Raw genomic sequence first — 22,670 nt, 5'->3', positions numbered from 1 at the left:
GTACGAGCCGTTCGGCGCCCTGGTCGGCAGCGGGGACGGCGAGGGCGACTGGCCGGGCCGGTCGTAGATCGTGGCGGGGCGGGCGGTGGCGGCGATGCCGTTGGCTCCGTCGAAGAACCGCTTGCCCCAGGCGGTCGGCGAGTTCTTGTCGAAGCCGTCGACCAGGTCGAGGTACTCGACGCCGCCGCCGTTGCCGCTCCAGGACCAGCCGATGTAGCCGACCGAGAGGGACTGGGCGGTGGCCATGATGGCGTCCTCGTCGGGGTTGCCGTCGCTGTGGTTGGCGCCGAACTCACCGACCACGATGGGCAGTCCGGCGTTGACGTAGGCGCCGAGGTAGGACTGGACCTCGGCGGCGGTGTCATAGACGCCGTACATGTGGATCGAGAAGATCGTGTTGCGGTCGGGGTCGGACTGGAAGACCGAGCCGGCGTTGTCGCGCATCGTGTGGGACCAGTCCTGGCCCCAGTTCGGCCCGTCGACCATCAGGGCGTGGTGGAGGCCGGCGGCGCGGATCCTGCTGACCGCGCTCTTGGTGGCGGCGGTCCAGGCGGCGTAACCGCTGTTGCCCCAGGGTTCGTTGGCGATGTTGACGACGACGTAGGCCTCCTGGCCGGCGAGGACGCTCTTGTTGTCCACCCAGAACTGGGCGGCCCGGTCGAGCGTGGTGGCGGCGCCGTCCTCGCCGTAGCCGGTGGCGTCGTGGACCTCCAGCACGCAGATCACCTTGGCGCGCTTGCACTGGTCGATCAGGGTGGCGAGCTCGGCGGAGCCGGTGCGGGTCCAGCGGTCGCCGTTGCTGAGCACGACGCGGACGGTGTTGGCACCCCTGGCCGCGATGTCGGCGATGGCGGTGGTCCGGCTGGGGTACCAGGCGTACGCGTGGTTGACCCCTCGCATCACGAACTGGCTCCCGTTGGCCTCGTAGACGCGGCCGTTACTGACGTGGATGCCGGTACCGGCGGCCTGGGCACCGCCCGGGGCGAACCCGAACACCCCGAACAGCAACCCGAAGGCGGCCGCGAGTGCTGCTCCGACCGTCGTGAGCGCTCTACGGCTCTGCGGCTTGTCCATGGCTCTCCTCAAATCGTTTGTGGGGGCCTGGAGTCGATGGCCTTGACCAACGCGCGGGTACGCGTCGACGCCGTCATCGCCCTCCAGTCGTTCTCGAACGGCCTGCCGGTGATGGGGCGTCAGGCCTTCGGGGCGCTCACCAGGGCGAGCCACGCGTCGGCCAGCAGGCGGTGGCCGAGTGGGGTGGGGTGCACGCCGTCGGCCGCGATCAGGGCGGGATCGCCCGCCGTCCGGGCGGCCTGGTTGAGCAAGCCGTCGGCGGCCAGCAGGCCCGCGTCGTGCGCGGCCGCGAGGCGGCGGACGGCCTGGACCCGGGCGTCGAGGTCGGACCGCCAGCCCCACTGCTCCTCCCGCACGGGCACCAGGAACGGCTCGATCAGCACCAGTCGGGGAGCGCAGTACCCGGACAGGTCTCCGAGCAGCCGGTGGTAGTCCCGCTCCCACCGGTCGACCGGGCTCGGCAGGCCCCGGTCGTGGCGGCGCCAGGTGTCGTTGACGCCGATCAGGACGGAGACCAGCCCGGGCCGGTGAGCGAGGGTGTCGGCCGGCCACCGCTCGCGCAGGTCCGCGAGGCGGTCGCCGCCCACGCCCCGGTTGAGCACCACCGGGGTACCGGGGAGCCCGGCGGCGGCCAGCGCGGCGTAGCCGTGGCCGAGGTCTCCGGAGCAGCCGCGGTCGCGGCCGGCCTCGGTGATGCTGTCGCCCTGGAAGAGGACGGTGGTGCGGGGGTGCATGCGGGACTCCTCCCGGAGGGCCCGCCGCCCGGGCTGACGGTCACCGGGCGGCGGGCGGTCAGTGGGTCAGCCCGCCGCGGCCATCGCCTTCGCATGGGCTGCGAAGAGCTGCGCGCCGGCACGGGTGGGGTTGGCCGGGTCGTTGTTCCACATCACCCGGTGGCCGTCGTGGTCGGGGTAGAAGGAGCCGTCGTCGGCGCGGGAGGTGAGCAGCCAGAACTGGTCGCCGGCCGCGCCGTTCGCGAGTGCGGCGTCGGTCCAGGCGCGATAGGCGGCGTCGCGGGTCGCGGCGTCGGGGATGTCGCGGGCCGGGTCGACCTGCAGGCCGAACTCCTCGACGACGACGGGTTTGCGGAGCTCGCGGCCGTCGGCGAGATGGTCGGTGATCCAGCGGGTGCCCCATTCGGTGGCGTTGGCGCCGTGCTTGGAGCCGCTGGTCTCCCCCCAGTTCTGCGGGTAGACGTGCACGGTCCCGTAGTCGACGGCGGGCAGGGCCGTGAGTTTGCGCCAGTCGCTGCCCTCGTAGTCGGAGTAGGGATAGTCCGCGTGGCCGGGCTCGCCGTAGAAGCCCTCGTCGCCGACCGCGAGGAGCTGGCGGGGGGCCAGGGCCTTGACGTAGTCGCTCATCTCGCGGGCCCAGCCGAGGAGAGTGGCGCCGGACTTGTCACTGCGGCAGCGCGGCTCGTTGGCGAGCTCCCAGGCCATGACGGTGGGGTCGTCGTCGTAGCGCAGACCGGTGTAGCGGTTGCGGCGCCCGATGACGTGCTTGGCCCAGGCCCGGTAGGCCTTCTTGCAGGTGGCGTCGGTGTAGAAGCGGTCGTGGTGGGTGCCGTCGCCGTAGGAGTCGTCGGGCAGGTCGAGGAACCAGGAGACGTACTGGCGCATGCCGCCGTAGTCGGGCCAGTTGTTGACCAGCGGGAGGACCAGACGGAGACCGAGCCGGCCGGCCTTGTGGACGGCGTAGTCGAGGCTGTCGAAGGCGGCCTCGTCGTACTGGAACGGCTTGGGCTGGAGGGCTCGGTGGGAGAGGCCGTCGCCGTCGGCGAAGGCCCAGGCGCGGATCACGGTCAGGCCCATCGCGGCGGCGTCGTTCAGCACGGCGTCGATCATGTAGTGGGACTGCTGGTGCAGGTAGTAGCAGTTGGTGCCGCCGAAGCGGAACTTCCGCCCGTTCAAGCGCAGTTCACCGTTTCTGGTGGTGACGAACGAGCGCCGTGCGCCGTCCTCGCTGCCGCGGCCCTGCCGCTGCTCGTCGTCCTGGCCGGCGCCAGTGGTGGCGGAGGCGGCGCCGCCGAGCAGCGGGGTGGCGGCGACGCCGAGGGCGACGGCGCCGAGCAGGGTGCGGCGGCCGGTGGTGCGGGGCTGGTCGTTCACGGGTCTCCTCCGGACAAGCGGCGGGTGGGATGGTGCCTGGGGGCGTGCGGATTCGGTCAGCGGGCCCGCGGGACCTTGGCGCGGAACAGGGTGGCGTCACCGTCCAGCCGGACGGGTCCGCCGGCAGCGGGCAGGTAGGCGGACCGGCCGGGTCCGAGGGCGGGCCCGCCGTCGACCCGGGCGGTGCCGCGGACGCAGAGCAGGATCTGCGGTCCGTCGTCCGCGATCCGCAGGGGCGCTCCGAGTTCGATGCGGGAGAGGCTGAACTCCTCGGCGGGGGTGAGGAACTCGAGCTCTTCGGGCCCGACGGGAACGGCGGGGACGTGCCGCGGCGCGGTGGGACGGAAGTCGACCACGGCGGCCAGCCCGGCGATGTCGACGTGCTTGGGGGTGAGGCCGCAGCGCAGCACGTTGTCGGAGTTGGCCATGATCTCGACGCCGAGGCCGTGCAGGTAGGCGTGCGGAACACCGGCGTCCAGGTAGAGGGCCTGGCCCGGGCCCAGCCGGACGTGGTTGAGGAGCATCGCGGCGAGGATCCCCGGGTCGCCGGGGTGGTCGAGGGCGGCGCCCCGGTAGGCGGCCCAGGTGGCCGCGTCCGGGTCGGCACCGGAGGCCAGGTCCGCCAGGGCGGAGGGGAGTTCGGCGGCGGCCTGCTCTCCCCTGGTCCGGTCCTCGGCGAGTGCGCCGGTCAGCACGGTGCGCAGTGCCCGGTCAGCGGGGGCGGTGCGCAGCTGCCGGATCCAGGGGTCCAGTACCGGCAGTGCCAGCCGCTCCCAGAGCGCGGCGGTGACCCGCGGGTCGCGGAAGCCGCAGAGTGCCTCGAAGTCGCTCAGTGCGCAGATCAGTTCGGGCTTGTGATGGCGGTCGCGGTAGATCCGGTGCGGGGCGTCCAGCGGGATTCCGGCGGCCTGCTCCCCGTCGTACCCGGCCCTCGCCTGGGCGGTCGTCGGGTGGACCTGCACGGAGAGGGCGTGGTCGGCGGCCAGCAGCTTCAGCAGGAAGGGCAGTCGGGGTCCGAAGCGGCCGGCCACCCGGCCGCCGAGCTCGTGCTGCGGATCCCGGGTGATGACGGTGTCCAGGCCTTCGCTGCCGTGGCCGCGGTCGATCCGGGCGGGAGCGCCGGGGTGGGCACCCATCCACAGTTCGGCCTCGGGTACGCCGGTGGGCCGGCGGCCCGTCAGTTCGGCGAGCGCGGTGGTGGACCCCCAGGTGTAGTGGCGGATGGGAGTGGTGAGCAGGTCGGCGGTCATGTCGGTGCTCCGGTGTGCGTGGGCCCCGACCCGTCCCCGGGCCTCCTCACCCTCACGAGGAGTCGGGGACGGGTCGGGAGTCTGTGGGAGGGAGTCAGCGGGCCGGTGGCCCGCTGCTGCCGCGCGGCACCAGGACAGGGGTGGAGGCCGGGCCGGTGGGCGGTCGCTGGTGCTCGATGACGTCGAACAGGGTGCGGGCGACAAGGGCTCCGTAGCCGTGGACATCGTGGCTCATCGCGGACAGCGGGGGGTGGGTGAGCCGGCACAGCTGGGAGTCGTCCCAGGCGATCAGCGACAGGTCGGTGGGTACCCGGAGGCCGAGTTCGGCGGCGACGGCGATGCCGGCCACGGCCATGATGTCGTTGTCGTAGATGATCGCGGTGGGGCGGTCGGCGGAGGCCAGCAGCATCCGGGTGGCCCGGGCGCCGGCCCGGCCGGAGAAGTCGGTGGGCAGGCTGCGCGGCGGCTCCAGGCCGAGCTGTTCGGCGACGGCCTCCAGCGCCCGGGTACGAAGGGCGGTGTGGCCGAGTGCCGGGTCGCCGCCGACCCGGGCCAGCCGGCGGTGGCCGAGCATCGCCAGGTAGCGGACAGCGTCCTCGACGGCGGCGCAGTCGTCGGTCCAGACGGCGGCCAGCGCCCCGCCGGCGAGCGTCGGGTGGCCGGCCGCCACGGCGGGCAGGCCGAGCGCGGCTACCGCCGGGACACGGGGGTCGGCCTCCGTCAGGTCGACCAGGACGGCGCCGCCGACGCGGCGGGCGCGCCACCAGGTGCGGTGCACGGCGATCTCCTGCTCGCGATCGCGCACCAGGCGCAGCAGCAGGGTCGCCGAGCGCTCCGCCAGGACGCTCTCGATGCCGGAGATGAACTCCATGTAGAAGGGTTCCAGGCCGAGTTGGTGTGCCGGGCGGGCGAGGACCAGTCCGACGGTCTCGCTGCCGGGGGCGCGCCGGGCCAGGCTGCGGGCGACTCGGTCGGGGACCCAGCCGAGTTCTTCGGCGGCGGCCCGGATCCGCTGCCGGGTGGGCGCGGACACCCCGGGCCTGTCGTTGAGGGCCAGTGATACGGCGCCGGCGGAGACACCCGCGCGGGCGGCGACGTCGCGGATGGTGACGCGTACGCTCATCGCCGTGCCCTCCTGGCGGTGCTCCGGGCCGCGTTCCGGACAGCGTTCCGGGCAGGGTTCCGGGCAGGGTTCCGGGCCGGCGGCACCACGGCGCGGGTGCGGTGCCGCCGGACCGTCGCCCTGGGGAGCCGGTTCACTTGCTGGAGCCGGCGGCGAAGCCGGCGTAGATCAGGCGCTGGAGGGCGAGGAAGACCACCAGCGTGGGCAGGATGACCAGGATGGTGCCGGCGGAGATGATCTCCCAGTTGACGCCGAACGGTCCCTGGAAGCGGAACAGTGAGGTGGAGATGGTGCCCAGGTCGCTGGAGGGCATGTAGAGGAAGGGGATGAAGAAGTCGTTGTAGACGGTCACGCCCTTGACGATCACCACGGTGGCGATGGCGGGCTTGAGCATCGGCAGGATGATCCGCCAGTAGATCGTGAAGCTGTTGGCACCGTCGAGGCGGGCGGCTTCGTCGAGGGAGACCGGGATGGAGCGGATGAACTGCAGGAAGATGTAGATCGAGATGATGTCGGTGCCGAGGTAGAGCAGGATCGGCGCCCAGCGGGTGTTGAACGCGCCCAGGTTGTCGATGATCTGGAAGGTCGCCACTTGGGTGGTGACGCTGGGCACCAGGCTCGCCAGCAGGAAGAGCGCCATGACGAGCTTCTTCAGCCGGAAGTCGAAGCGGTCGATGGCGTAGGCGGTCATCGAGCCGATGACCACCGTGCCGGTCACCGAGACCAGCAGGATGAAGGTGGTGTTGAGGAAGGCGGGCAGCATCTTGCCCTGGGTGAAGGCGATGTGGAAGTTCTCGAAGTTGAGCCAGTTGCCCGGCAGGTCGAGCGGGCCGGTGTCGAGGGCCTCCTGACGGGTCTTCAGCGCGGTGAACATGATCACCACGAGCGGGATCAGCACGACGGCGCCGGCCAGGACCAGGGAGAGGTACTTGGCGCCGCCGGCGGCGGCGGACCGGGCGTGGATCCTCCCCGCGGCACGGGGGTGCCGCGCGGGGGTGACGGGGTCGGTGGTCACGACAGTTCCACCCTCTCCTCCGGCACCAGGCGGCGCTGGATCCAGGTGACGAGCAGGATCAGGACGAGCAGGACGACGGCGCTGGCCGAGGCGAGGCCGTACTTGTCGAACTTGAAGGCCATGTTGATGCTCTGGATGACGAAGGTCTGCGAGCCGTTGGCGCCGCCGGTCATGATGTAGGGGATCTCGAAGACGGCCAGCGAGCCGGAGACGGCGAGGATCGCGCTGAGGCTGATGACGGGCTTGATGCTGGGCGCGATGATGTGGCGGAACTGCTGCCAGCGGTTGGCGCCGTCGAGCGCGGCCGCTTCGTAGAGGTGGGGCGGGATGGACTGGATGGCGCCGAGGAACAGCACCAGGTTCAGGCCGGTGTAGCGCCACACCGACACGCCGGCCAGCGACGTGTTGACCAGGTCCGGGTCACCCATCCAGAGGTGCTCGCCGTGGACACCGAGGAGCGCGAGCAGGGAGTCCAGGGTGCCGTGCGGCCGGAAGAAGTAGAGGAAGACGAAGCCGATCGCGACGCCGTTGATCAGGTACGGGAAGAAGAGGATGCCCTTGAAGAAGTTCCGGAACCTGGTGTCGAAGCTCAGCACGGTGGCGAAGTAGAGCGCCAGGCAGATCTGCACCACCGCGGCGATCAGGTAGACGCCGCTGACCAGGAACACCTTGAACAGCTCGGGGCGGGTGAACAGGTCGGTGTAGTTCTCGAACCCGACGTTGTTCTTCTCCGGGCTGATGCCGTCCCAGTCGGTGAAGCTGTAGCCGATCATGTCGCCGATCGGCAGGTAGGTGAAGGTCACCAGCAGCCCGAGCGGCACCAGCAGGTAGAGCCACGGGGTGAACCACCAGTGCCTGCGGACGCCCTCGCGCCGGGCCACGCGGTCCCGGACACCCTTGCGCCGGGCGGCGCGGCCCCGGTCGGCCGGGGCGGCGGCGAGGGTGGTCCGCGCGGGGGGCTTTCCGGTGCCCCGGTCCCTCTGCAGTGCAGTCATCTTCGTTCCTTCGTAGGTCCTGGCGTCCGGTGAGCGGCACGGCCCGGCCCCGATGTCGGAGCGGACGGGCCCGGGCCGCGCCGCTCGGTCCCGTGGGTCAGCCGACCGTCTTCTGCGACTCGGACCACTTCTTGTTGAGCTCGGCGAAGTAGCTCTTCTGGTCGCCGGCGGCGGCGCCGCGGGCGATGTCGACCAGCTTCTGCCGGTAGTCCGGGGCGTCCAGGTTGATCTCCGCGCCCTTGTCGATCTTCTTGACCGCGGCCAGCTTCTCCTGGTTCTGGCTGATCATCCGCACGCCCTTCTCGATGAAGGGCTTGAGCGCGCTGGGGAGTTCGGTGCCCTTGACGGAGGAGATGCCCTGCTCGTCCTGAGCGGCACCGGACTTGTTGACGAACCAGTCGATCCAGGCCCGGGCCGCTTCCTGGTTCTTGGAGTGCTTGTTGATCGCGTACTTGTAGTCCGGCTGCAGGACGGTGCACGGAGTGCCGGTCGTCGAGGGGAAGGGCATGTAGCCGATGTCGTCCGGGTTCGCACCGGCCTTGGAGGCGGCATCGCGCACCTGCGCGATGGACCAGGAGCCGAGGTACATCGACCCGACCTTGCCGGTGGCCAGCAGGACCTTCGAGTTGTCCCAGTTGGTGGTGGTCGGGTCCTCCTCGGAGAGCTTCTCGTGGACGACCGAGTACAGCAGGCTGTCGATGGTGAAGATGTCGTTGCCGCCGGTCCACGGCAGCGGTGTGGTGGCCATGGCGTCCTTGGCCCCGGGGTCGCAGCTCGGGGAGCTGACCGCGTCGGTCCACTGCCGCAGCGGCCAGCCGTCGTGGTAGTTGGTGTAGTACGGGGTGGCGGCGCCCTTGGCCTTGAGGGCCTTCAACGCGGTGACGAACTCCTCCGGCGTCTTCGGCCACTCGGTGACGCCGGCGTCCGCCCAGACCTTCTTGTTGTAGACGAAGCCGGTCACCGTGCCGTAGTTGGCGATGCCGTAGACCTTGCCGGTCACCGTCGAGTAGTCGGTCCACTGGTACTGCTTCGACAGCTCGGCGGCCTCGCCCAGCGGCGAGAAGAAGTGGGGGAACTGGGCGATCGACAGGTCCGAGGGGATCGGCAGCACGTCACCGTAGTTCTCGGTGTTCATGCGGATCTTGACTTCGCCCTCGTAGTCCTTCATCCCCTCGAACTTCACCTTGACGTTCGGGTAGACCTTCTTGAACTCGGCGGCGTACTTGTCCAGGATGCCCTCGCCGAGCTGGTCCGTGCGGTTCGTCAGGACCGTGATCGAGCCCGACACCTTGGCCGGGTCGGCGTTGACCGTCGGGACCGAGGAAGCGCCGTCGCCGCCGTTGCTGCTACACGCCGTGAGCACCACCGTGGTCGCGGCCGCGACGGCCACCCATCCTCTTCGCATCTCGCTCATCCTTCGTGCTGATCGTCTTGTGACACGGGGGAGGCAACACCCAGCAGGCCTGGCCGGTCTCCCTGGCTGCTGGACGCTTAACGTAGACGTCACTTCGCCGTCATGTCCATAGAGCGGTCAACATTGATATCCACCAGTTCTGTGTCCAATCAAGGTGCTCTTTACTAAAACATTGCCTAACAAGATATCGAATCGCCCTTGCTGCCCGATCGCGACCGGCGGGCGCTGGACAACGTTGTCGCGGTGGATCAGAATCACCGGGATCGCCCCGGCGGCGCCCCGTCCAGCACTGCGGCGCCCCCCTGTCACCCATGCGGAGAAGTTACAATGAGTTACGACATGGCCGCTCCCGCAACGACACCCGGACCTGCTGGGCCGGCCCCGGGCGGCGCCCTCGCGGGACCGCTGATCGCGGCTGTCGACATCGGTGGCACCAAGATCGCGGGCGGCCTGGTCGACACCGACGGCACACTGCTCCACCAGCTCCAGGTGCCCACCCCCGCCGACGGTGACCGGCACGAGCTGATGGCCGCCGTCGACCACGTCCTCGACGACCTCGCCCGACTCCCCGCCTGGCAGCACGTCCGGGCCCTCGGCATCGGCAGCGCCGGCCCCGTCGACATCGCCGCCGGCACCGTCAGCCCGGTCAACCTGCCCGGCTGGCGCGGTTTCCCGCTGCGCTCCGCGGCCGCCGAGCACCCCGCCGTCCGCGGCCTTCCGGTCGTACTCGGCGGCGACGCCGTCGCCATGACCGCGGCCGAACACTGGCGCGGCGCCGCCCGCCCCTTCCGCAACGCACTGTGCCTGGTGGTCTCCACCGGCGTGGGCGCCGGGCTGGTGCTCGACGGCCGCCTGCACACCGGCGCCACCGGCAACGCCGGGCACCTCGGCCACATCAGCATCGACTACCGGGGCCGCCCCTGCCCCTGCGGCTCCCGCGGCTGCCTCGAAGGACTGGCCTCCGGCACCGCCATCGCCCGCACCGCCGCAGAACTCGGCTGGCGGCCAGGCCCGGACGGCGTCGCCACCGCAGGCGCGGTCGCCGTCGCCGCCCGGGCCGGCGACCCGCTCGCCCTGACCGCCTACGACCGCGCCGCCCTGGCACTGGCTGCCGGGATCGCCGCCACCGCCACCCTCGTCGAGATCGAGGCCGCGGTGATCGGCGGCGGCGTGGCCAGGGCCGGCTCCGTCCTCTTCGACCCGCTCACCCGCCACCTCGCCTCGTACGCCACCCTGTCCTTCGCCCGCGGACTGAGCCTGGTGCCCGCGCACCTGGGCACCGACGCCGGCCTGGTCGGCGCCGCCGCCCTCGCCCTCCCGGCCCTGCCCGCCCACCGCTGACGCCCTTGGCCTTCCCGCCGACCCACCGGACGACGGCACCGACCCGCCGGACGACGGCGCCGTCCCGCGCCGGCCCTGCCCTCCGAACCCGGATCCCCACCCGCCCGACCGCCCGGGGATCGGCGGAGAAGGCCCCGCCGCCCGCGAGATGAGCCGCGGGCACGCGGCGGTCCGCCGGCCGGACGACCTGACAGGATGTACCGGGAACGCGTGCACGCGCGTCGCCGGGCCACCAGCCGTCGGAGGGGAACAGCATGCAGCACCGGGTGACGATCCGAGACGTCGCCGCCCGCGCCGGGGTCTCCGCCGGCGCCGTCTCGCTCGCCCTCAACGACCGGCCCGGCGTCTCGCAGGAGACCCGCCGCCGCATCACCGAAGCCGCCCGCGAACTCGGCTGGTCCCCCAATCTCGCCGCCCGTTCACTGGCCCGCGGTCCCCGGGTGCACACCATCGGCATGGCGATCAGCCGCGACGCCGTGGCCGAGGGTCTCGACGCCCTCCACATGGCGCTCATCGGCGGCATCGAGAACGTCCTGTCGGAACGCCCCTGCTCCCTGCTGCTCCACCTCACCGCCAGCAGGGAGATGGAGATCGCCCTCTACAAGCAGTGGTGGCAGTCCGGCCAGGTCAACGGAGCGGTGCTGACCGGGGTGACCGCGGACGACCCCCGGATCGAGCCGACCCACCGTCTGGGCATGCCGGTGGTCGCCGTCACCCACCCCGACCACAGCGGGCCCTTCCCGGCGGTCTGGATGGACGAAGCGGCGGCGATCACGGAGGCCGTGCGCTACCTCGCCGTCCTGGGGCACCGCCGGATCGCGCACATCACGGGCCCGGCCAGGCTCGGCAGCGCGCTGGTCCGCTCGCGGGCGTTCGAGGACGTCGCCGTCGAACTGTCTCTCCAGGACCACCGCCACGTGCCCACCGACCTGTCCGCGCACCAGGGCGCCAGAGCCACCCGGGAACTGCTCGCCTCCGATCGGCGGCCGACCGCGATCGTCTACGACAACGACATCATGGCCGTGGCCGGCCTGGCTGTCGCCGCCGAGTTGGGCCTGCGGGTCCCCGAGGACGTGTCGCTCGTCGCCTGGGACGACTCCGACCTGTGCCAGATCACCAGACCCGGACTGTCCGCCCTCAGCCACGATCCGTTCGCGTTCGGCTCCGAGATCGCGCGGTGCCTGCTCGAACTGCTGGACACCGGACGGGCCGATTCCCGCATTTCCGGTACGCCCGTCCTGGTCCCGCGCGGTACCACCGGCCCGCCGCCGCGTCGGCCGTGAGCCCTGCCCGTGCTCAGGGCCGGGCCGCTCGGACGGGTGGTGCGGCAGTGCTTCCGCGGGGTGTCAGCTGCGGGGCGGTGTCTTCGTAACCGCCGCTCTTCTGCCCCGAGATCAGCGCCAGCAGGGTCCGGGCGGCGTGCGCGCCGTAGGCGTGGATGTCCCGGGTCAACGCGGTCAGCGCGGGCCGTACCACCTGGACGAGTGGGGAGTCGTCCCAGGCGACGATCGACAGGTCCCCGGGCACCTGGAGTCCGATCTCCTGGGCGACCGACAGGCCGGCCACGGCCATGATGTCGTTGTCGTACAGGATCGCGGTGGGCCGGTCGGGGGTGAGCAGCAGACGCCGCGTCGCCCGCGCACCCTCCACGCCGGTGTAGTCGGTGTGGACGACCGGCGCGGCCTCCAGCCCCAACTCCTGGCACACGGTGGTGAAGGCCACGTCACGCAGTGAGGTGTGCACCAGGCCGGTGAGCCCGGCGACCCGGCCGACCCGGTGATGGCCCAGCGCCGCGAGGTACTCCAGCGTCTCGCGGATCGCCGCGGCGTCGTCGGACCACACCGGGGTCAGGCCACCCGAGCCGGACGGGTGACCGATGACGACCGTCGGCAGGCCGAGCTCCTCCAGGGCCGGCACCCGCGCGTCGTCCTCCCGCAGGTCCACCAGAATCGCACCGTCGATCTGCCGCTCGCCCCACCAGCGCCGGTACGCCTCCAGTCCGCGTTCGTGGTCGGAGACCACCTGGAGCGCCAGCGAATAGGAGGCGTCGGACAGGATGTTCTCGATCCCACCGATCAGCTCCATGAAGAACGGCTCGGTCCCCAGCATCCGGGCCGGCCGCGCCAGCGCCAGGCCCACCGCCGACGACTTCGCCCCGCTCAGCGCCCGGGCGGCGCTGTTGCGCACGAACCCGATCTCCTCGGCGACCTCCGCGATCCGGGCCCGGGTCGCCTCCGAGACGCCCGGCTGGCCGTTGAGCGCGTTCGAGACGGAGACCTTCGACACGCCGACGATCTTGGCGATGTCGGCGATCGTCGGCCGTCGCCCGGCCGGACGCTGCTGCGGGGACACCTGATCCACGAGGACCCTTCTGAACGGCTGGGGCAGACCTTGCGCCCCCAAGCTACTACGGGCCGGGCCGGCCGCAGAAGCCGCCCCGGCATGCTCGGGGCAACCGGTTAACCAGCGGTTGACAGCGAGCAGGTGCCAACCATGGCGCCCTCGGAGTGAAGCGGTTAACTCGACGAGCGCCGTGGCCGGACGCGCCGGCGGCCGCCTCGGCGCGACCGCCGCCGACTCCGGTCGCGCCCCCGCGGTCGGAGGTGGCGCGCCGGTGCGGCTCAGCAGGGGGCCTGCCGCACACCCGTGATCGACCGCAACTGGCGAACCGGTAAAGGAACGGCACTTAACTCCACGCTCGCCGTCAACGATCAGCGAGCTCCCGCAGGCTCCATGGCCAGCGCCAGCAGGGACTTCATCGCTCGACTGGGCCCACAAACCTCGCCTAACCGGTTTATGGACAGGTTCAGTAGGAGGGGCTACGGTGGCTCCCACCCGCCTTCGGAACCACCCCCACCGCGAATGGAGCCGCACGATGAAGGACGTCACCCAGCTCGACCAGGGCTGGGCCCTGCACCACGCGGGGAGTCGGCTCCCCGCCGCCGTGCCCGGCTGCGTCCACACCGATCTGCTGGCCGCCGGTCTGATCCCGGACCCGCTCCTGGAGGCCAACGAGACCGACGTCGCCTGGGTCAGCCGCCAGGACTGGACCTACACCCTGGACCTGCCCGACCACGACACCCGGCACGAGCGCACCGACCTGGTCTTCGAAGGGCTCGACACCGCCGCCACCATCACCCTCGGCGGCACGGAACTCGGCTCCACCCGCAACATGCACCGCGGCTACCGCTTCGACGCCACCGGCCTGACCGGCGAGCTGGCGGTGCGCTTCACCAGCGCCTACCGGGAGGCCGAGCGGGTGCGCGCCCTGGTCGGCGACCGCCCCAACGTCTATCCGGAGCCGTTCCAGTACATCCGCAAGATGGCCGCGAGCTTCGGTTGGGACTGGGGCCCGACCCTGCCCGGCGCCGGCATCTGGCGACCGGCCCGGATCGAGCGCTGGTCCACCGCCCGACTGGCCCGGGTGCGCCCGCACACCACCGTCAACGGCACCACCGGCACCGTCGAACTCCACCTCGACCTGGAGCGCACCACCACCGGCGCGGCCCGCGAGCTCACGGCCACCGCCACCATCGGCGACCACACCGCCACGGTCGCCCTCCCGGTCGGCCAGGACACCGCCGTCATCGTCCTGGACGTCCCCGACGCCGCGCTCTGGTGGCCGCGCGGCTACGGCGACCAGGCCCTGTACGACCTCGACCTGACGCTCGCCGACGCACAGGGGCCGCTCGACAGCTGGCACCGCCGCGTCGGCTTCCGCACCATCGAGCTCGACACCTCCGACGACGAACACGGCAGCGGGTTCACCCTGGCGGTCAACGGCGTCCGCCTGTTCGTCCGGGGCGTCAACTGGATCCCCGACGACACCCTGGTCAGCCGGGTCACGCCCGAACGCTACCGGGAGCGCCTCACCCGCGCCGCCGAGGCCAACGTCGACCTCGTGCGGGTCTGGGGCGGCGGCATCTACGAGGACGAGGCCTTCTACGACACCTGCGACGAACTCGGCCTGATGGTCTGGCAGGACTTCCTCTTCGCCTGCGCCGCCTACCCGGAGGAGCAGCCGCTGCGCGGTGAGATCGAGGCCGAGGCCCGCGAGAACGTCGTCCGCCTCATGCCGCACCCCTCACTCGTGCTGTGGAACGGCAACAACGAGAACCTCTGGGGCTTCCGCGACTGGGGCTGGGAGACCGAACTCGCCTCGGCCTCCTGGGGCGAGGGCTACTACCTCGGCGTGCTGCCCCGCATCGTCGCCGAACTCGACCCCACCCGCCCCTACACGGCCGGCAGCCCCTGGTCCGGCAGCTGGGACCACCACCCCAACGACGTCGACCACGGCACCCACCACTCCTGGGAGGTGTGGAACCGCCAGGACTACGCCGAGTACCGGGCCACCGTCCCCCGCTTCGTCGCCGAGTTCGGCTGGCAAGCCCCGCCCGCCCACGCCACCCTGCGCCGCGCCCTGCCCACCGAAGAACTGGCCGCCGACTCCCCCGGCATGCTCCACCACCAGAAGGCCGAGGACGGCAACGGCAAGCTCGACCGCGGCGTCGAGCGTCACTTCGACCTCCCCGCCGACTTCGACCGCTGGCACTACCTCACCCAGGTCGTCCAGGCCCGCGCCGTCGCCGCCGGCATCGAGCACTGGCGCTCCCACTGGCCCCGCTGTGCGGGGACCGTCGTCTGGCAGCTCAACGACTGCTGGCCGGTCTCCTCCTGGGCCGCCATCGACGGCGACGGCCGCCTCAAGCCGCTCTGGTACGAGCTGCGCCGCGTCTTCGCCGACCGACTCATCACCATCCAGCCGACCACCGACGAGGCTGCCCCGACCCTCGCCCTGGCCAACCAGGCAGCCCGGCCCTGGCACACCGTCGTCACCCTGCGCAGGGTCTCCGCCGACGGCACCACCACCACGACAACCGAACTGCCGGTGACCGTCGAAGCCCGCTCAGTGCTGCGCCTGCCGGTACCGAACGCGCTGGCGCCGACGGCCGGCTCGACCAAGGAGTTCCTGGCCGCCGACGCCGACGACCTGCGTGCGGTGCACTTCCCGGTACCGGACAAGCACTTCGACTACGCGCGGCCCGAGTTCGACGTGACCGTGGAGCCGGTGGCCGGCGACGACACGGCCCTCGACATCGTGGTCACCGCCCACACCCTTGTCCGCGACCTGCTGCTGCAGGCGGACCGGCTGGCACCCGACGCGGTCGCCGACCGAGGTCTCCTGACCCTGCTCGCGGGCGAGCGGGCCCGGATCCGGATCACCGGAGCGCCCGGCATCGACGCCGACACCGCCCGCGCCGCCCTGTACTGCGTGGAACCCGCGTGACCAGGTCCACCTGACGCGCCGCTGACGGCTCGCTGGTGCCGGGCTCACACCGCCGGCAGCAGCGAGCCGTCAAGAGCTTCGCCGGCACCACGGTCGACGCCACCACCATGGTCGACGCCACCACCTGGCAGAGCAGTGGCGTCACCTGCCCCTGACCCACACACACCCGGGTGCCGCCGGGCCGCGCCGTTCCCGACGCGGTCGCGGGCCGCCGTACTCGCGGGCCGCGACCGCTCCCCGACCCTGCCGAGGGGCACCGGCCTTGATCGGCCGGCGGGCCGGCGCCGCCGCACACGCCGGGCGGCGGCCGTACGGGGCGGGGGCGCGGGCGGTTCACCGACGGGGGCGGTTTCCGCCGGCGGGGGCGGTTCGTGCCCGTTCGGACACGGGGCGGTTGCGCCCGTGCGCAGGAGTTGGCGCCGCGCGCTGCCCTTTCGCCCGACGGTCTGGACGGGCCCGACGGCCGCGATCGAGCATCTGGTGATCCATCGTCACCTCGCCGCCCCGTCAGCGGCGTTGCCACCGGCTGCCGATCACCGTGGAGGACCGCCGTGCAGCACCGTTCCCGCCCCACCCCCAAGGCGCTCGGCGCGGGCGCCGCCCTGAGCCTGGCGCTGGCGCTCACCCTGAGCGCCGCACCGGCCCTGGCCGCGCCCCCGGGCCCGGGGGCCGAACCCGATCCCGTCCCCGCCCTGGTGGCCGGGGAGGGCACCGCCGCGCCGCAGCTGGTGACCGGACTGGCGGAGGCCGCGCCCGGCGGCGCGGGCGAGGCGGCACGGGCCCATCTCGCGGCCCACCCCGACCGCTACCGGATCGACCCGGCACAGCTGACCGAGCTCGCCGTCGAGCGGACCGCCGCGGACCGGCGCACCGTCAGGTTCCAGCAGTACCACGGCGGCATACCGGTCCTCGGCGGGCAGTACCTGGTCCGCCTGGTGGGCGACGGAACCGGTCAGCGGGTGGAGTCGGCCGGCGGCAAGTACTTCACCGGGCTGACCGCGCCGACCACCGCCGCCGTCCCGGCCGCGACCCTGCGCCGACTGGCACTCGACTCGCTGACCGACCAGCGCGCCCGGACCGCGGCCACCGCCGAGGACCGCGGCCCCGTCGTCCTGCCCGGCGGCGCCGGGCGCCTCGCCCAGCACTTCACCGTGCGCTCCACCGACCCGGTGACCGGGGGCCCGCTGGTCCGCGAGGTCTACGTGGACGCCACCCGCGGCGTGGTCGCCCTCGCCCATGACGCCCGGAGCCCGTACCAGGCGGACGCCGGTACCGGTGCCGCCCGTGGCGCGGCAGCGGCCGCCGCACCCGCCGGGCCGGCCGGCGAGCCCGCCACCGGCAGCGCGCCCGACCTCCTCGGCCGCACCGTGCCGGTCAACATCGCCCGTCAGTCCGACGGCGGTTACCGGCTCGTCGACCTCACCCGGCCCGCCACCATCTCCACCTACGACGGGACCGGCCGCGACTACCGCGAGTTCGGCCGGCTGCCCGCCGACGCCCTCCCGGTCGCCTCCCCCGGCCCCGACTTCCCGGCCGCCACCGGTACCAGCGGCGCCACCGACGCCCACGTCAACGCCGGTACGGTGTACGACTTCTACCGCGACCGGCTCGGCCGGGACGGCCTGGACGGCAAGGGCAGCCCGATCACCTCCGTGGTGAACGTGAGCAACGGCGGCAGGCCCTTCCCGAACGCCTCCTGGGACGGGCAGAAGATGGTCTACGGCAACGGCGACGCCACGCACCGCCAGTTCGCCGTCGCCCTGGACGTGGCCGGCCACGAGATGACCCACGGCGTCATCCAGCACACCGCCGACCTGGAGTACTCCGGGCAGTCCGGGGCGATGAACGAGGCGCTGGCCGACTACTTCGGCAACGCCATCGAGGTCACCGCCCGGGGCATCGCGATGACCGACCCCGGGGCCGCGCTGCTGGGCGAGAGCCTCTGCCTCACCGGTACCCCCGAGGCCTGCGCGGGCCGCCGGCTCGACGACCGCCGCACCACCGTGGACGACTACCTCGGCGCCGGGCTCGAACTCGACAGCGGCGGCGTGCACCTCAACTCCACCATCTTCGGCGGCGCCCTGTGGGACCTGCGCCGCACCCTCGACCCGCTGACCGCCGACCGGCTCGTCTACCGCGCGCTCGCCGAATTCCTCACCCCGCTGGACGACTTCGTCGACGGCCGCAACGCCGTCCTCGCCGCCGGCCGCTCGCTCGGCCTCGGCCGGGCCGAACTCCGCACGGTCGCCGCCGCGTTCGACGCGCACGGGATCCGCGCCGGCTGGCAGAGCCGGGTCCGTACGGACAGCCGCCCGCTGCTGCGCGGCGCCATGGCCCCGACCGGGCCGGCGGCGGGCGGGGGCCACTGGGTGATGGGCAGCACCAGCGGCCCCGTCGGAGGAGCCGTCCCCCTCTACACCGGCTCCACCACCGCACCCTCCACCACCGCACCCTCCACCCCGACCCGGCTCAGCCCGGAGGACGAGCGGATCCACGGCTGGGCCGCCACCGACGGCACCTCCGCCGTCTGGCTGGCGATCGGACTGGACGACACCGGCACCTGGGGCACCGAGGTGCTGACCCGCTCGCTGTCCGGCGGCCCGGTCCGCAGCCTCTTCAAGTCCTCGGCCCAGTCGCCCGTCAGCGTCCAGGTCTCCGGCACGGACATCGCCTTCGTGCTGACCGACGGCGACACCGGCCGCAGCCGGGCGATGCTCTCCCACGACGGCGCCCCGCCGGTGGAACTCCCGCTGCCCGAGGGCCACAACCTGGTGCCGTACACGAGTTCCTCCCTCTCCCTCAAGAACGGCCTGCTCGGCTGGCTCGAAACCTGGACGACCGGCGAGTCGACCGTCCAGGCCCCGACCGTCTACTCGATCGCCGCCGGTCGGACCACCGCCCAGTACCCCGTGAGCACCGCCAACGGCGCCGAGGCACCGTTCCTCGACTCCCCGACGCTCGCCGGCGACCGGCTGCTCTGGACACAGACCGCGCCCGGCCACCCCGGCGGCGGGGCCATCCGCTCCGGCGCGCTGAACGGCTCGGGCATCGGCGAGCTGCTGCCGGCCGGCTCGCCGCTCGCCCCGGCCGACCTGGCGATCACCGCCACCGACCGGGCCGTCACCTTCCAGCAGCGCGGCGACAAGCCGGCCAACGGCTGGTCCAACGCCGCGCTGCCGAAGCTGTACCAGCTCCCCGTCACCGGCGGCACCCCCGTGCGCGTCTCCTGCAACCGGGGCACCCAGTTCCACCCCGCCGCCGACCAGGGCAACCGGGTCGTCTGGCTCGACGCCACCACCGGCGGCAGTGACCTCGTGACCCGCGACCGGCCCGCCGCCGCCTGCTGACCCGACCCGCCGTCCACGCCACTGCGCCGTTCGCCACCTGTTTCCGGGGCGGACGGCGCAGCGGCGTGTAGACCGGAAATCCTTCGGCGCCGGACGGTGAGAGACCGTCATTCGAGGCGGTGAAGACCGGAAGACCTCCCGTCTCGCCTCGGTTGTCGCCCCGTCACCCGCCGACCGGAGCACCCGGCCCGTGGTGTCCTTCCGTACCCCGACCCCGATGTCCACCTGTCGGAGCGATCACCGTGCCGCGAGACTGGCTCCCGGCCGGAGAACCCGGGCCCAGGTGTCCCCCGGGCTCGGGTGTCCTGCGAGCCGTGCGCGTCGGCCGCGCAGGAGAGACCAGACGGTTCCACCGCTCCCGGTCCACGGACCGGGAGCGGTCCGACAGAAACGACGATCGCAGATGGCCGATCAGCAGCCCGATCCGACGGGTTCGACCGCGGTGAACAGGTTCTTCGCACTCCCGACGCCGTTCTTCGCCGTGGCGTTCGCCCTCTTCGCGTTCGGGTCGGAGAGTCTTCGGAACACCTGGGGCTGGGCCTGCTACGGCACCGCCCTGACCATGACGGTCTCGGGCCTGCTGTCCTGCGCGTGTGCACGGCGCGGTCCCGGCCGGGGCGGACTCGGCTGCGTGGCCGCGGCCGCGATCGTCGGTGTACTCGCCCTCGCCCGGTAGGGCCTGCCGCCGTGAGCGCCCTCGTCGGGGCCTGCGGAGCAACGGACACGGCCTCGGACCGCCCCGAGGATGGCGACCACGGGTGGACGACTTCCTCCGGACCGGCGGAAACATCCGGTCCGCCGCCCGTAGGCTGAGGCCCGCGGCGCCGCCGGGGGCGGAGCGTGCCGCGCACGGAGTCGACCGAGGAGCCGAGCATGGACAGGCGCAGGGTGGTCGTGACCGGGGCGACCTTCCCGGACCAGGTGGTACGGAAGCTGGAGGCCGGCGGGTTCACCGTCGAGTCGCTCCCCGGCGACCTGGACGAGGACAAGGTGGTCCAGGCGCTGCACGGCGCCTGGGGCTACGTACTGGGCGGCTCGGAGGTGATGTCCGCGCGCGCGTGGGACCGGCTGCCGGATCTCGCGGTGGCCTGCTTCATGGGCACCGGCTACGGCTCCTTCATGGAACTGCCCGAGGGCGCTTCGCCGACCCGGTTCTGCTACACCCCGCACGCCAACGCGGTGGCCGTCGCGGAGTTCACCGTCGCTCAGATGCTCGACCTGGTCCGCGGGGTGACCCGCCGGGTGACGGGCGTGCGGGCCGGGCTGTGGAGCGAGGACGCGACGCCCTCGCTGGTCGGCGCCCGACTCGGGGTGGCCGGCATGGGCCACATCGGCCGCGAGGTGGCCCGGATGGCGCACGCCGCGTTCGGCATGGAGGTCCTGTACTGGAACCGCACGCACCGCCCGGAGCTCGACGGGCTGCCCTACACCGCGGTCGCCTCCCTGGACGACCTGTTCGAGGCCGCCGAGGTCGTGACCCTGCACTTCCCCCACCAGCCGGGCGTCAACGACGGCGTCATCGGCGCACGGCAGTTGACGGCGCTGGGCCCCGACGGCTTCCTGATCAACACCGCCCGTGCCGCCCTCGTCGACCCCGACGCCCTGCGCACCGCACTCGCCGCGGACCTGATCGCCGGCGCGGCCTTCGACGGCTACTACACCGAACCGACGCCGCACCCGGCCGAGGACCCGTACGGACTGCTGGAGTTCGTCCCGGACCGGCTCCTGGTCACACCCCACTGCGCCTACCTCAGCTCCCAGGCCGTCCGGCGCATGGCCGACATGGCCGCGGAGAACCTGCTCTCCGTCGCCCAGGGCGACCAACCCCCCTACCCCGTCGCGGCCGGGTAGCGCGCCGCGCCGTGCGGACGGGACGCGGCGGGCAGGTGGCCGGTCCTGGGCGCGGGATGCCTTCGACGGCCCCGGTGATGGTCCACCCTCGCCCGCCCCGGACCGGGCCGCCGGCTCACGGCGACGCCCGGACCGCGGCGGGCTCCTCCCCGGCCCCTAGCGAACGACCTCGTAGCTCAGCGCCGGGAACGGGAAGTCGGCCCAGTGCAGGCTGCCCAGCACGTAGGACAGGTCGCTCGGCTTGCCGGGCAGGCCGGTCCGGCAGTCGGCGGTGAAGTAGACCCTGATGTTCACCTCGGTGAAGTCCACCGCGGAGAGTGCGGGGGACGGCAGCGCGCGGCAGCCGGTGCTACCGGTGTCGACCGGGAACCTGGTACCCGTCAGGTCGGCTCCGGTGGCGAAGTAGGCCACCGGGGCGTGCGGGAGTTCAACGGCGGCGGCGGGCTGGGCGAGAGCTCCGCCCAGCAGCAGGGCGGCCGCGGTGGCGGCGACGGCGGTGAGGCGCTTCAGGTGGACGGTCATCGCGGGACTCCTCCTCGAAAGGTCTTCCTACGGTGCGGTGAAGCTCATTGCATCTTCAACTACACCTGCCACCCGTGCCAAGACCCTCTCGGACCCCCCTCCCCTCCCACACCGGTAGGCGGCCGCGGCGGTGGGCACCTCAGCGTGGGCAGCGAGGCGTAGCAGTGGACCATGTCCTTGGTGGCCGAGACCATGACGTCACCGGTCCGCGGGCCGACGACGCCGTCCTGGTCCAGGCTCGCCCACGGGGGACGGCGGCGGGGCGGGCGGGACGGCCGGCGCGGCAGGCGCCGTCGTACCGGTGCAGGACGCCCGAGCGGGCCCGCCCGCCGTGGTCACCGTGCTCGGCGGGCGGCTCCGGGGAGGCACCGCGGCCGGTCGGGGCCGCCCCGGGGCTGGGTCACTTCCGCCAGAACAGGTGGTGCGTCACGCCGCTGGAGCTGGGCACGACGTCCAGGTGGAAGCGGTCGAGCAGCTCGTCGGGGGACTCCCAGAGCCGCAGGCCGGACCCGAGCTTCAGCGGCGAGACCGCCACGTGCAGGGTGTCGACGAGGTCGGCGTCGAGGAACTCCCGGACGGTGGTGACTCCCCCGCCGAGCCGGACGTCCTTGCCCTGCGCCGCCTCCCGCGCCTGCTCCAGGACCGTGGCCGGGTCGCCGTCGACGAAGTGGAACGTGGTGTCGGAGAGCGTGAACGACGGCCGCGTGTGGTGGGTCATGACGAACACCGGGGTGCGGAACGGCGGCTCGTCACCCCACCAGCCGCGCCACTCGTGGTCCTGCCAGGGCCCGCGCTGGGGCCCGAACTTGTTGCGGCCCATGATCTCGGCCCCGATGTTGCGGGGGTAGTCGCGGGTGAAGTAGTCGTCGAGACCCCGGCTGCCCCCGGGGTCGGTGCGCATCGGCCAGCTCGCCGTCGCACCGGCCCAGGAGAACAGCCGCTCGGGGTGGTCGAAGCCGAACGGGCGCTCGAAGCTCTGGTCCTCGCCGGCCGCGACGCCGTCACTCGAGACGACGAAGTTCTGGACTCTCAGCAGTTGCGTCATGTGTGTTCCTCCAGTGGTTCCTGCCGGACGACGACGGTGCGGCTCCCGGGCGCGGGACAGACACGGCGGCAGTCTTGCAGGCGCCACCGACAATCGGGCCGAACCGCACCGGTCGGCGGCGGGCCCTGTCGCCCGGCTCACCCGAGGACCGGCGGCACCGAGTAGCGCCGAGCCCGGCCGCGGGGCGGCCAGAGGAACGCCCGGTACGGGGCCGCCGGTGTGGCGGCCCCGTACGGGTGTGCGTGGTGGGTCAGCTCCAGTTGCCGGTGACGGGCAGGTCGCCCGGGTTGCCGTAACC

The 22,670-nt window shown here is 72.7% G+C and carries 17 protein-coding genes; 6 read left to right on the top strand and 11 right to left on the bottom strand.

Features of this window, described 5'->3' with window-relative positions; all coding sequences use genetic code 11:
- The 8 genes from ACZ4UX_RS27210 to ACZ4UX_RS27175 form a co-directional block, all read right to left on the bottom strand.
- The coding region (locus ACZ4UX_RS27210; protein WP_465708625.1) for a glycoside hydrolase family 5 protein at positions 1 to 996 on the bottom strand (996 nt) is incomplete at its 3' end.
- A 197-nt stretch (positions 997 to 1,193) separates the two neighbouring features.
- Entirely contained in the window at positions 1,194 to 1,808 is a 615-nt protein-coding gene (locus ACZ4UX_RS27205) for an SGNH/GDSL hydrolase family protein (protein WP_465708624.1), read from the bottom strand.
- 66 nt (positions 1,809 to 1,874) lie between these two features.
- On the bottom strand, positions 1,875 to 3,182 hold the full coding sequence (locus ACZ4UX_RS27200) for a glycoside hydrolase 5 family protein (RefSeq protein WP_465708623.1): 1,308 nt from the start codon (positions 3,180 to 3,182) through the stop codon (positions 1,875 to 1,877).
- A 56-nt stretch (positions 3,183 to 3,238) separates the two neighbouring features.
- Positions 3,239 to 4,432 carry a mannose-6-phosphate isomerase, class I gene (manA, locus tag ACZ4UX_RS27195; protein WP_465708622.1) on the bottom strand — a complete coding sequence of 398 codons (1,194 nt, stop codon included), beginning with the start codon at positions 4,430 to 4,432 and terminating at the stop codon, positions 3,239 to 3,241.
- Positions 4,433 to 4,526: 94 nt separating this feature from the next.
- Positions 4,527 to 5,555: a LacI family DNA-binding transcriptional regulator gene (locus ACZ4UX_RS27190; RefSeq protein ID WP_465708621.1), complete on the bottom strand. Its 1,029-nt coding sequence runs from the start codon at positions 5,553 to 5,555 to the stop codon at positions 4,527 to 4,529.
- Between the two features lie 133 nt (positions 5,556 to 5,688).
- Positions 5,689 to 6,570 (bottom strand): carbohydrate ABC transporter permease, encoded by an 882-nt coding sequence (locus tag ACZ4UX_RS27185; RefSeq protein WP_465708620.1) that lies wholly within the window; start codon positions 6,568 to 6,570, stop codon positions 5,689 to 5,691.
- Positions 6,567 to 7,565, bottom strand: a complete 999-nt coding sequence (locus ACZ4UX_RS27180; protein WP_465708619.1) for a carbohydrate ABC transporter permease — start codon at positions 7,563 to 7,565, stop codon at positions 6,567 to 6,569. The genes ACZ4UX_RS27185 and ACZ4UX_RS27180 overlap by 4 nt, the downstream gene beginning before the upstream one ends.
- Positions 7,566 to 7,662: 97 nt before the next feature.
- Positions 7,663 to 8,970, bottom strand: coding sequence for an ABC transporter substrate-binding protein (locus ACZ4UX_RS27175; protein ID WP_465708618.1), 1,308 nt, complete (start codon positions 8,968 to 8,970; stop codon positions 7,663 to 7,665).
- Between the two features lie 348 nt (positions 8,971 to 9,318).
- Here ACZ4UX_RS27175 and ACZ4UX_RS27170 point away from each other — a divergent pair, with 348 nt between their 5' ends.
- Positions 9,319 to 10,320 (top strand): ROK family protein, encoded by a 1,002-nt coding sequence (locus ACZ4UX_RS27170; protein ID WP_465708617.1) that lies wholly within the window; start codon positions 9,319 to 9,321, stop codon positions 10,318 to 10,320.
- Between the two features lie 254 nt (positions 10,321 to 10,574).
- The gene (locus tag ACZ4UX_RS27165) at positions 10,575 to 11,603 is read left to right on the top strand and encodes a LacI family DNA-binding transcriptional regulator (RefSeq protein WP_465708616.1); all 1,029 of its coding nucleotides are present in this window, start codon (positions 10,575 to 10,577) and stop codon (positions 11,601 to 11,603) included.
- A gap of 13 nt (positions 11,604 to 11,616) precedes the next feature.
- Here ACZ4UX_RS27165 and ACZ4UX_RS27160 read toward each other — a convergent pair whose 3' ends face one another.
- On the bottom strand, positions 11,617 to 12,672 hold the full coding sequence (locus ACZ4UX_RS27160; RefSeq protein WP_465708661.1) for a LacI family DNA-binding transcriptional regulator: 1,056 nt from the start codon (positions 12,670 to 12,672) through the stop codon (positions 11,617 to 11,619).
- Positions 12,673 to 13,195: 523 nt separating this feature from the next.
- Between ACZ4UX_RS27160 and ACZ4UX_RS27155 the strand changes: the two genes are divergently transcribed.
- The 4 genes from ACZ4UX_RS27155 (at position 13,196) to ACZ4UX_RS27140 (ending at position 20,805) form a co-directional block, all read left to right on the top strand.
- Positions 13,196 to 15,607, top strand: a complete 2,412-nt coding sequence (locus ACZ4UX_RS27155) for a glycoside hydrolase family 2 protein (RefSeq protein WP_465708615.1) — start codon at positions 13,196 to 13,198, stop codon at positions 15,605 to 15,607.
- A 551-nt stretch (positions 15,608 to 16,158) separates the two neighbouring features.
- The gene (locus ACZ4UX_RS27150) at positions 16,159 to 18,954 is read left to right on the top strand and encodes a M4 family metallopeptidase (RefSeq protein ID WP_465708614.1); all 2,796 of its coding nucleotides are present in this window, start codon (positions 16,159 to 16,161) and stop codon (positions 18,952 to 18,954) included.
- Between the two features lie 403 nt (positions 18,955 to 19,357).
- Entirely contained in the window at positions 19,358 to 19,630 is a 273-nt protein-coding gene (locus ACZ4UX_RS27145; RefSeq protein WP_465708613.1) for a hypothetical protein, read from the top strand.
- Between the two features lie 197 nt (positions 19,631 to 19,827).
- Positions 19,828 to 20,805 carry a 2-hydroxyacid dehydrogenase gene (locus ACZ4UX_RS27140; RefSeq protein ID WP_465708612.1) on the top strand — a complete coding sequence of 326 codons (978 nt, stop codon included), beginning with the start codon at positions 19,828 to 19,830 and terminating at the stop codon, positions 20,803 to 20,805.
- A 156-nt stretch (positions 20,806 to 20,961) separates the two neighbouring features.
- Here ACZ4UX_RS27140 and ACZ4UX_RS27135 read toward each other — a convergent pair whose 3' ends face one another.
- Both ACZ4UX_RS27135 and ACZ4UX_RS27130 read right to left on the bottom strand, forming a co-directional pair.
- A complete protein-coding gene (locus ACZ4UX_RS27135; RefSeq protein WP_359806588.1) occupies positions 20,962 to 21,327 on the bottom strand; it encodes a hypothetical protein in 366 nt (121 codons plus the stop codon).
- A gap of 400 nt (positions 21,328 to 21,727) precedes the next feature.
- Positions 21,728 to 22,372: a dihydrofolate reductase family protein gene (locus ACZ4UX_RS27130; protein WP_329485314.1), complete on the bottom strand. Its 645-nt coding sequence runs from the start codon at positions 22,370 to 22,372 to the stop codon at positions 21,728 to 21,730.
- Positions 22,373 to 22,670 lie beyond the last annotated feature (298 nt).

This window comes from Kitasatospora sp. NPDC028961 (assembly GCF_055564815.1).
This window is presented reverse-complemented; position numbering and strand designations above follow the sequence as displayed.

Bases quoted from the DNA above. Each gene is read 5' to 3' on its own strand.
- ACZ4UX_RS27205 (WP_465708624.1), bottom strand. From the start codon at position 1,808: ATGCACCCCCGCACCACCGTCCTCTTCCAGGGCGACAGCATCACCGAG.
- ACZ4UX_RS27190 (WP_465708621.1), bottom strand. From the start codon at position 5,555: ATGAGCGTACGCGTCACCATCCGCGACGTCGCCGCCCGCGCGGGTGTC.
- ACZ4UX_RS27155 (WP_465708615.1), top strand. From the start codon at position 13,196: ATGAAGGACGTCACCCAGCTCGACCAGGGCTGGGCCCTGCACCACGCG.
- ACZ4UX_RS27165 (WP_465708616.1), top strand. From the start codon at position 10,575: ATGCAGCACCGGGTGACGATCCGAGACGTCGCCGCCCGCGCCGGGGTC.
- ACZ4UX_RS27135 (WP_359806588.1), bottom strand. From the start codon at position 21,327: ATGACCGTCCACCTGAAGCGCCTCACCGCCGTCGCCGCCACCGCGGCC.
- ACZ4UX_RS27140 (WP_465708612.1), top strand. From the start codon at position 19,828: ATGGACAGGCGCAGGGTGGTCGTGACCGGGGCGACCTTCCCGGACCAG.
- ACZ4UX_RS27175 (WP_465708618.1), bottom strand. From the start codon at position 8,970: ATGCGAAGAGGATGGGTGGCCGTCGCGGCCGCGACCACGGTGGTGCTC.
- manA (WP_465708622.1), bottom strand. From the start codon at position 4,432: ATGACCGCCGACCTGCTCACCACTCCCATCCGCCACTACACCTGGGGG.
- ACZ4UX_RS27130 (WP_329485314.1), bottom strand. From the start codon at position 22,372: ATGACGCAACTGCTGAGAGTCCAGAACTTCGTCGTCTCGAGTGACGGC.
- ACZ4UX_RS27180 (WP_465708619.1), bottom strand. From the start codon at position 7,565: ATGACTGCACTGCAGAGGGACCGGGGCACCGGAAAGCCCCCCGCGCGG.
- ACZ4UX_RS27145 (WP_465708613.1), top strand. From the start codon at position 19,358: ATGGCCGATCAGCAGCCCGATCCGACGGGTTCGACCGCGGTGAACAGG.
- ACZ4UX_RS27170 (WP_465708617.1), top strand. From the start codon at position 9,319: ATGGCCGCTCCCGCAACGACACCCGGACCTGCTGGGCCGGCCCCGGGC.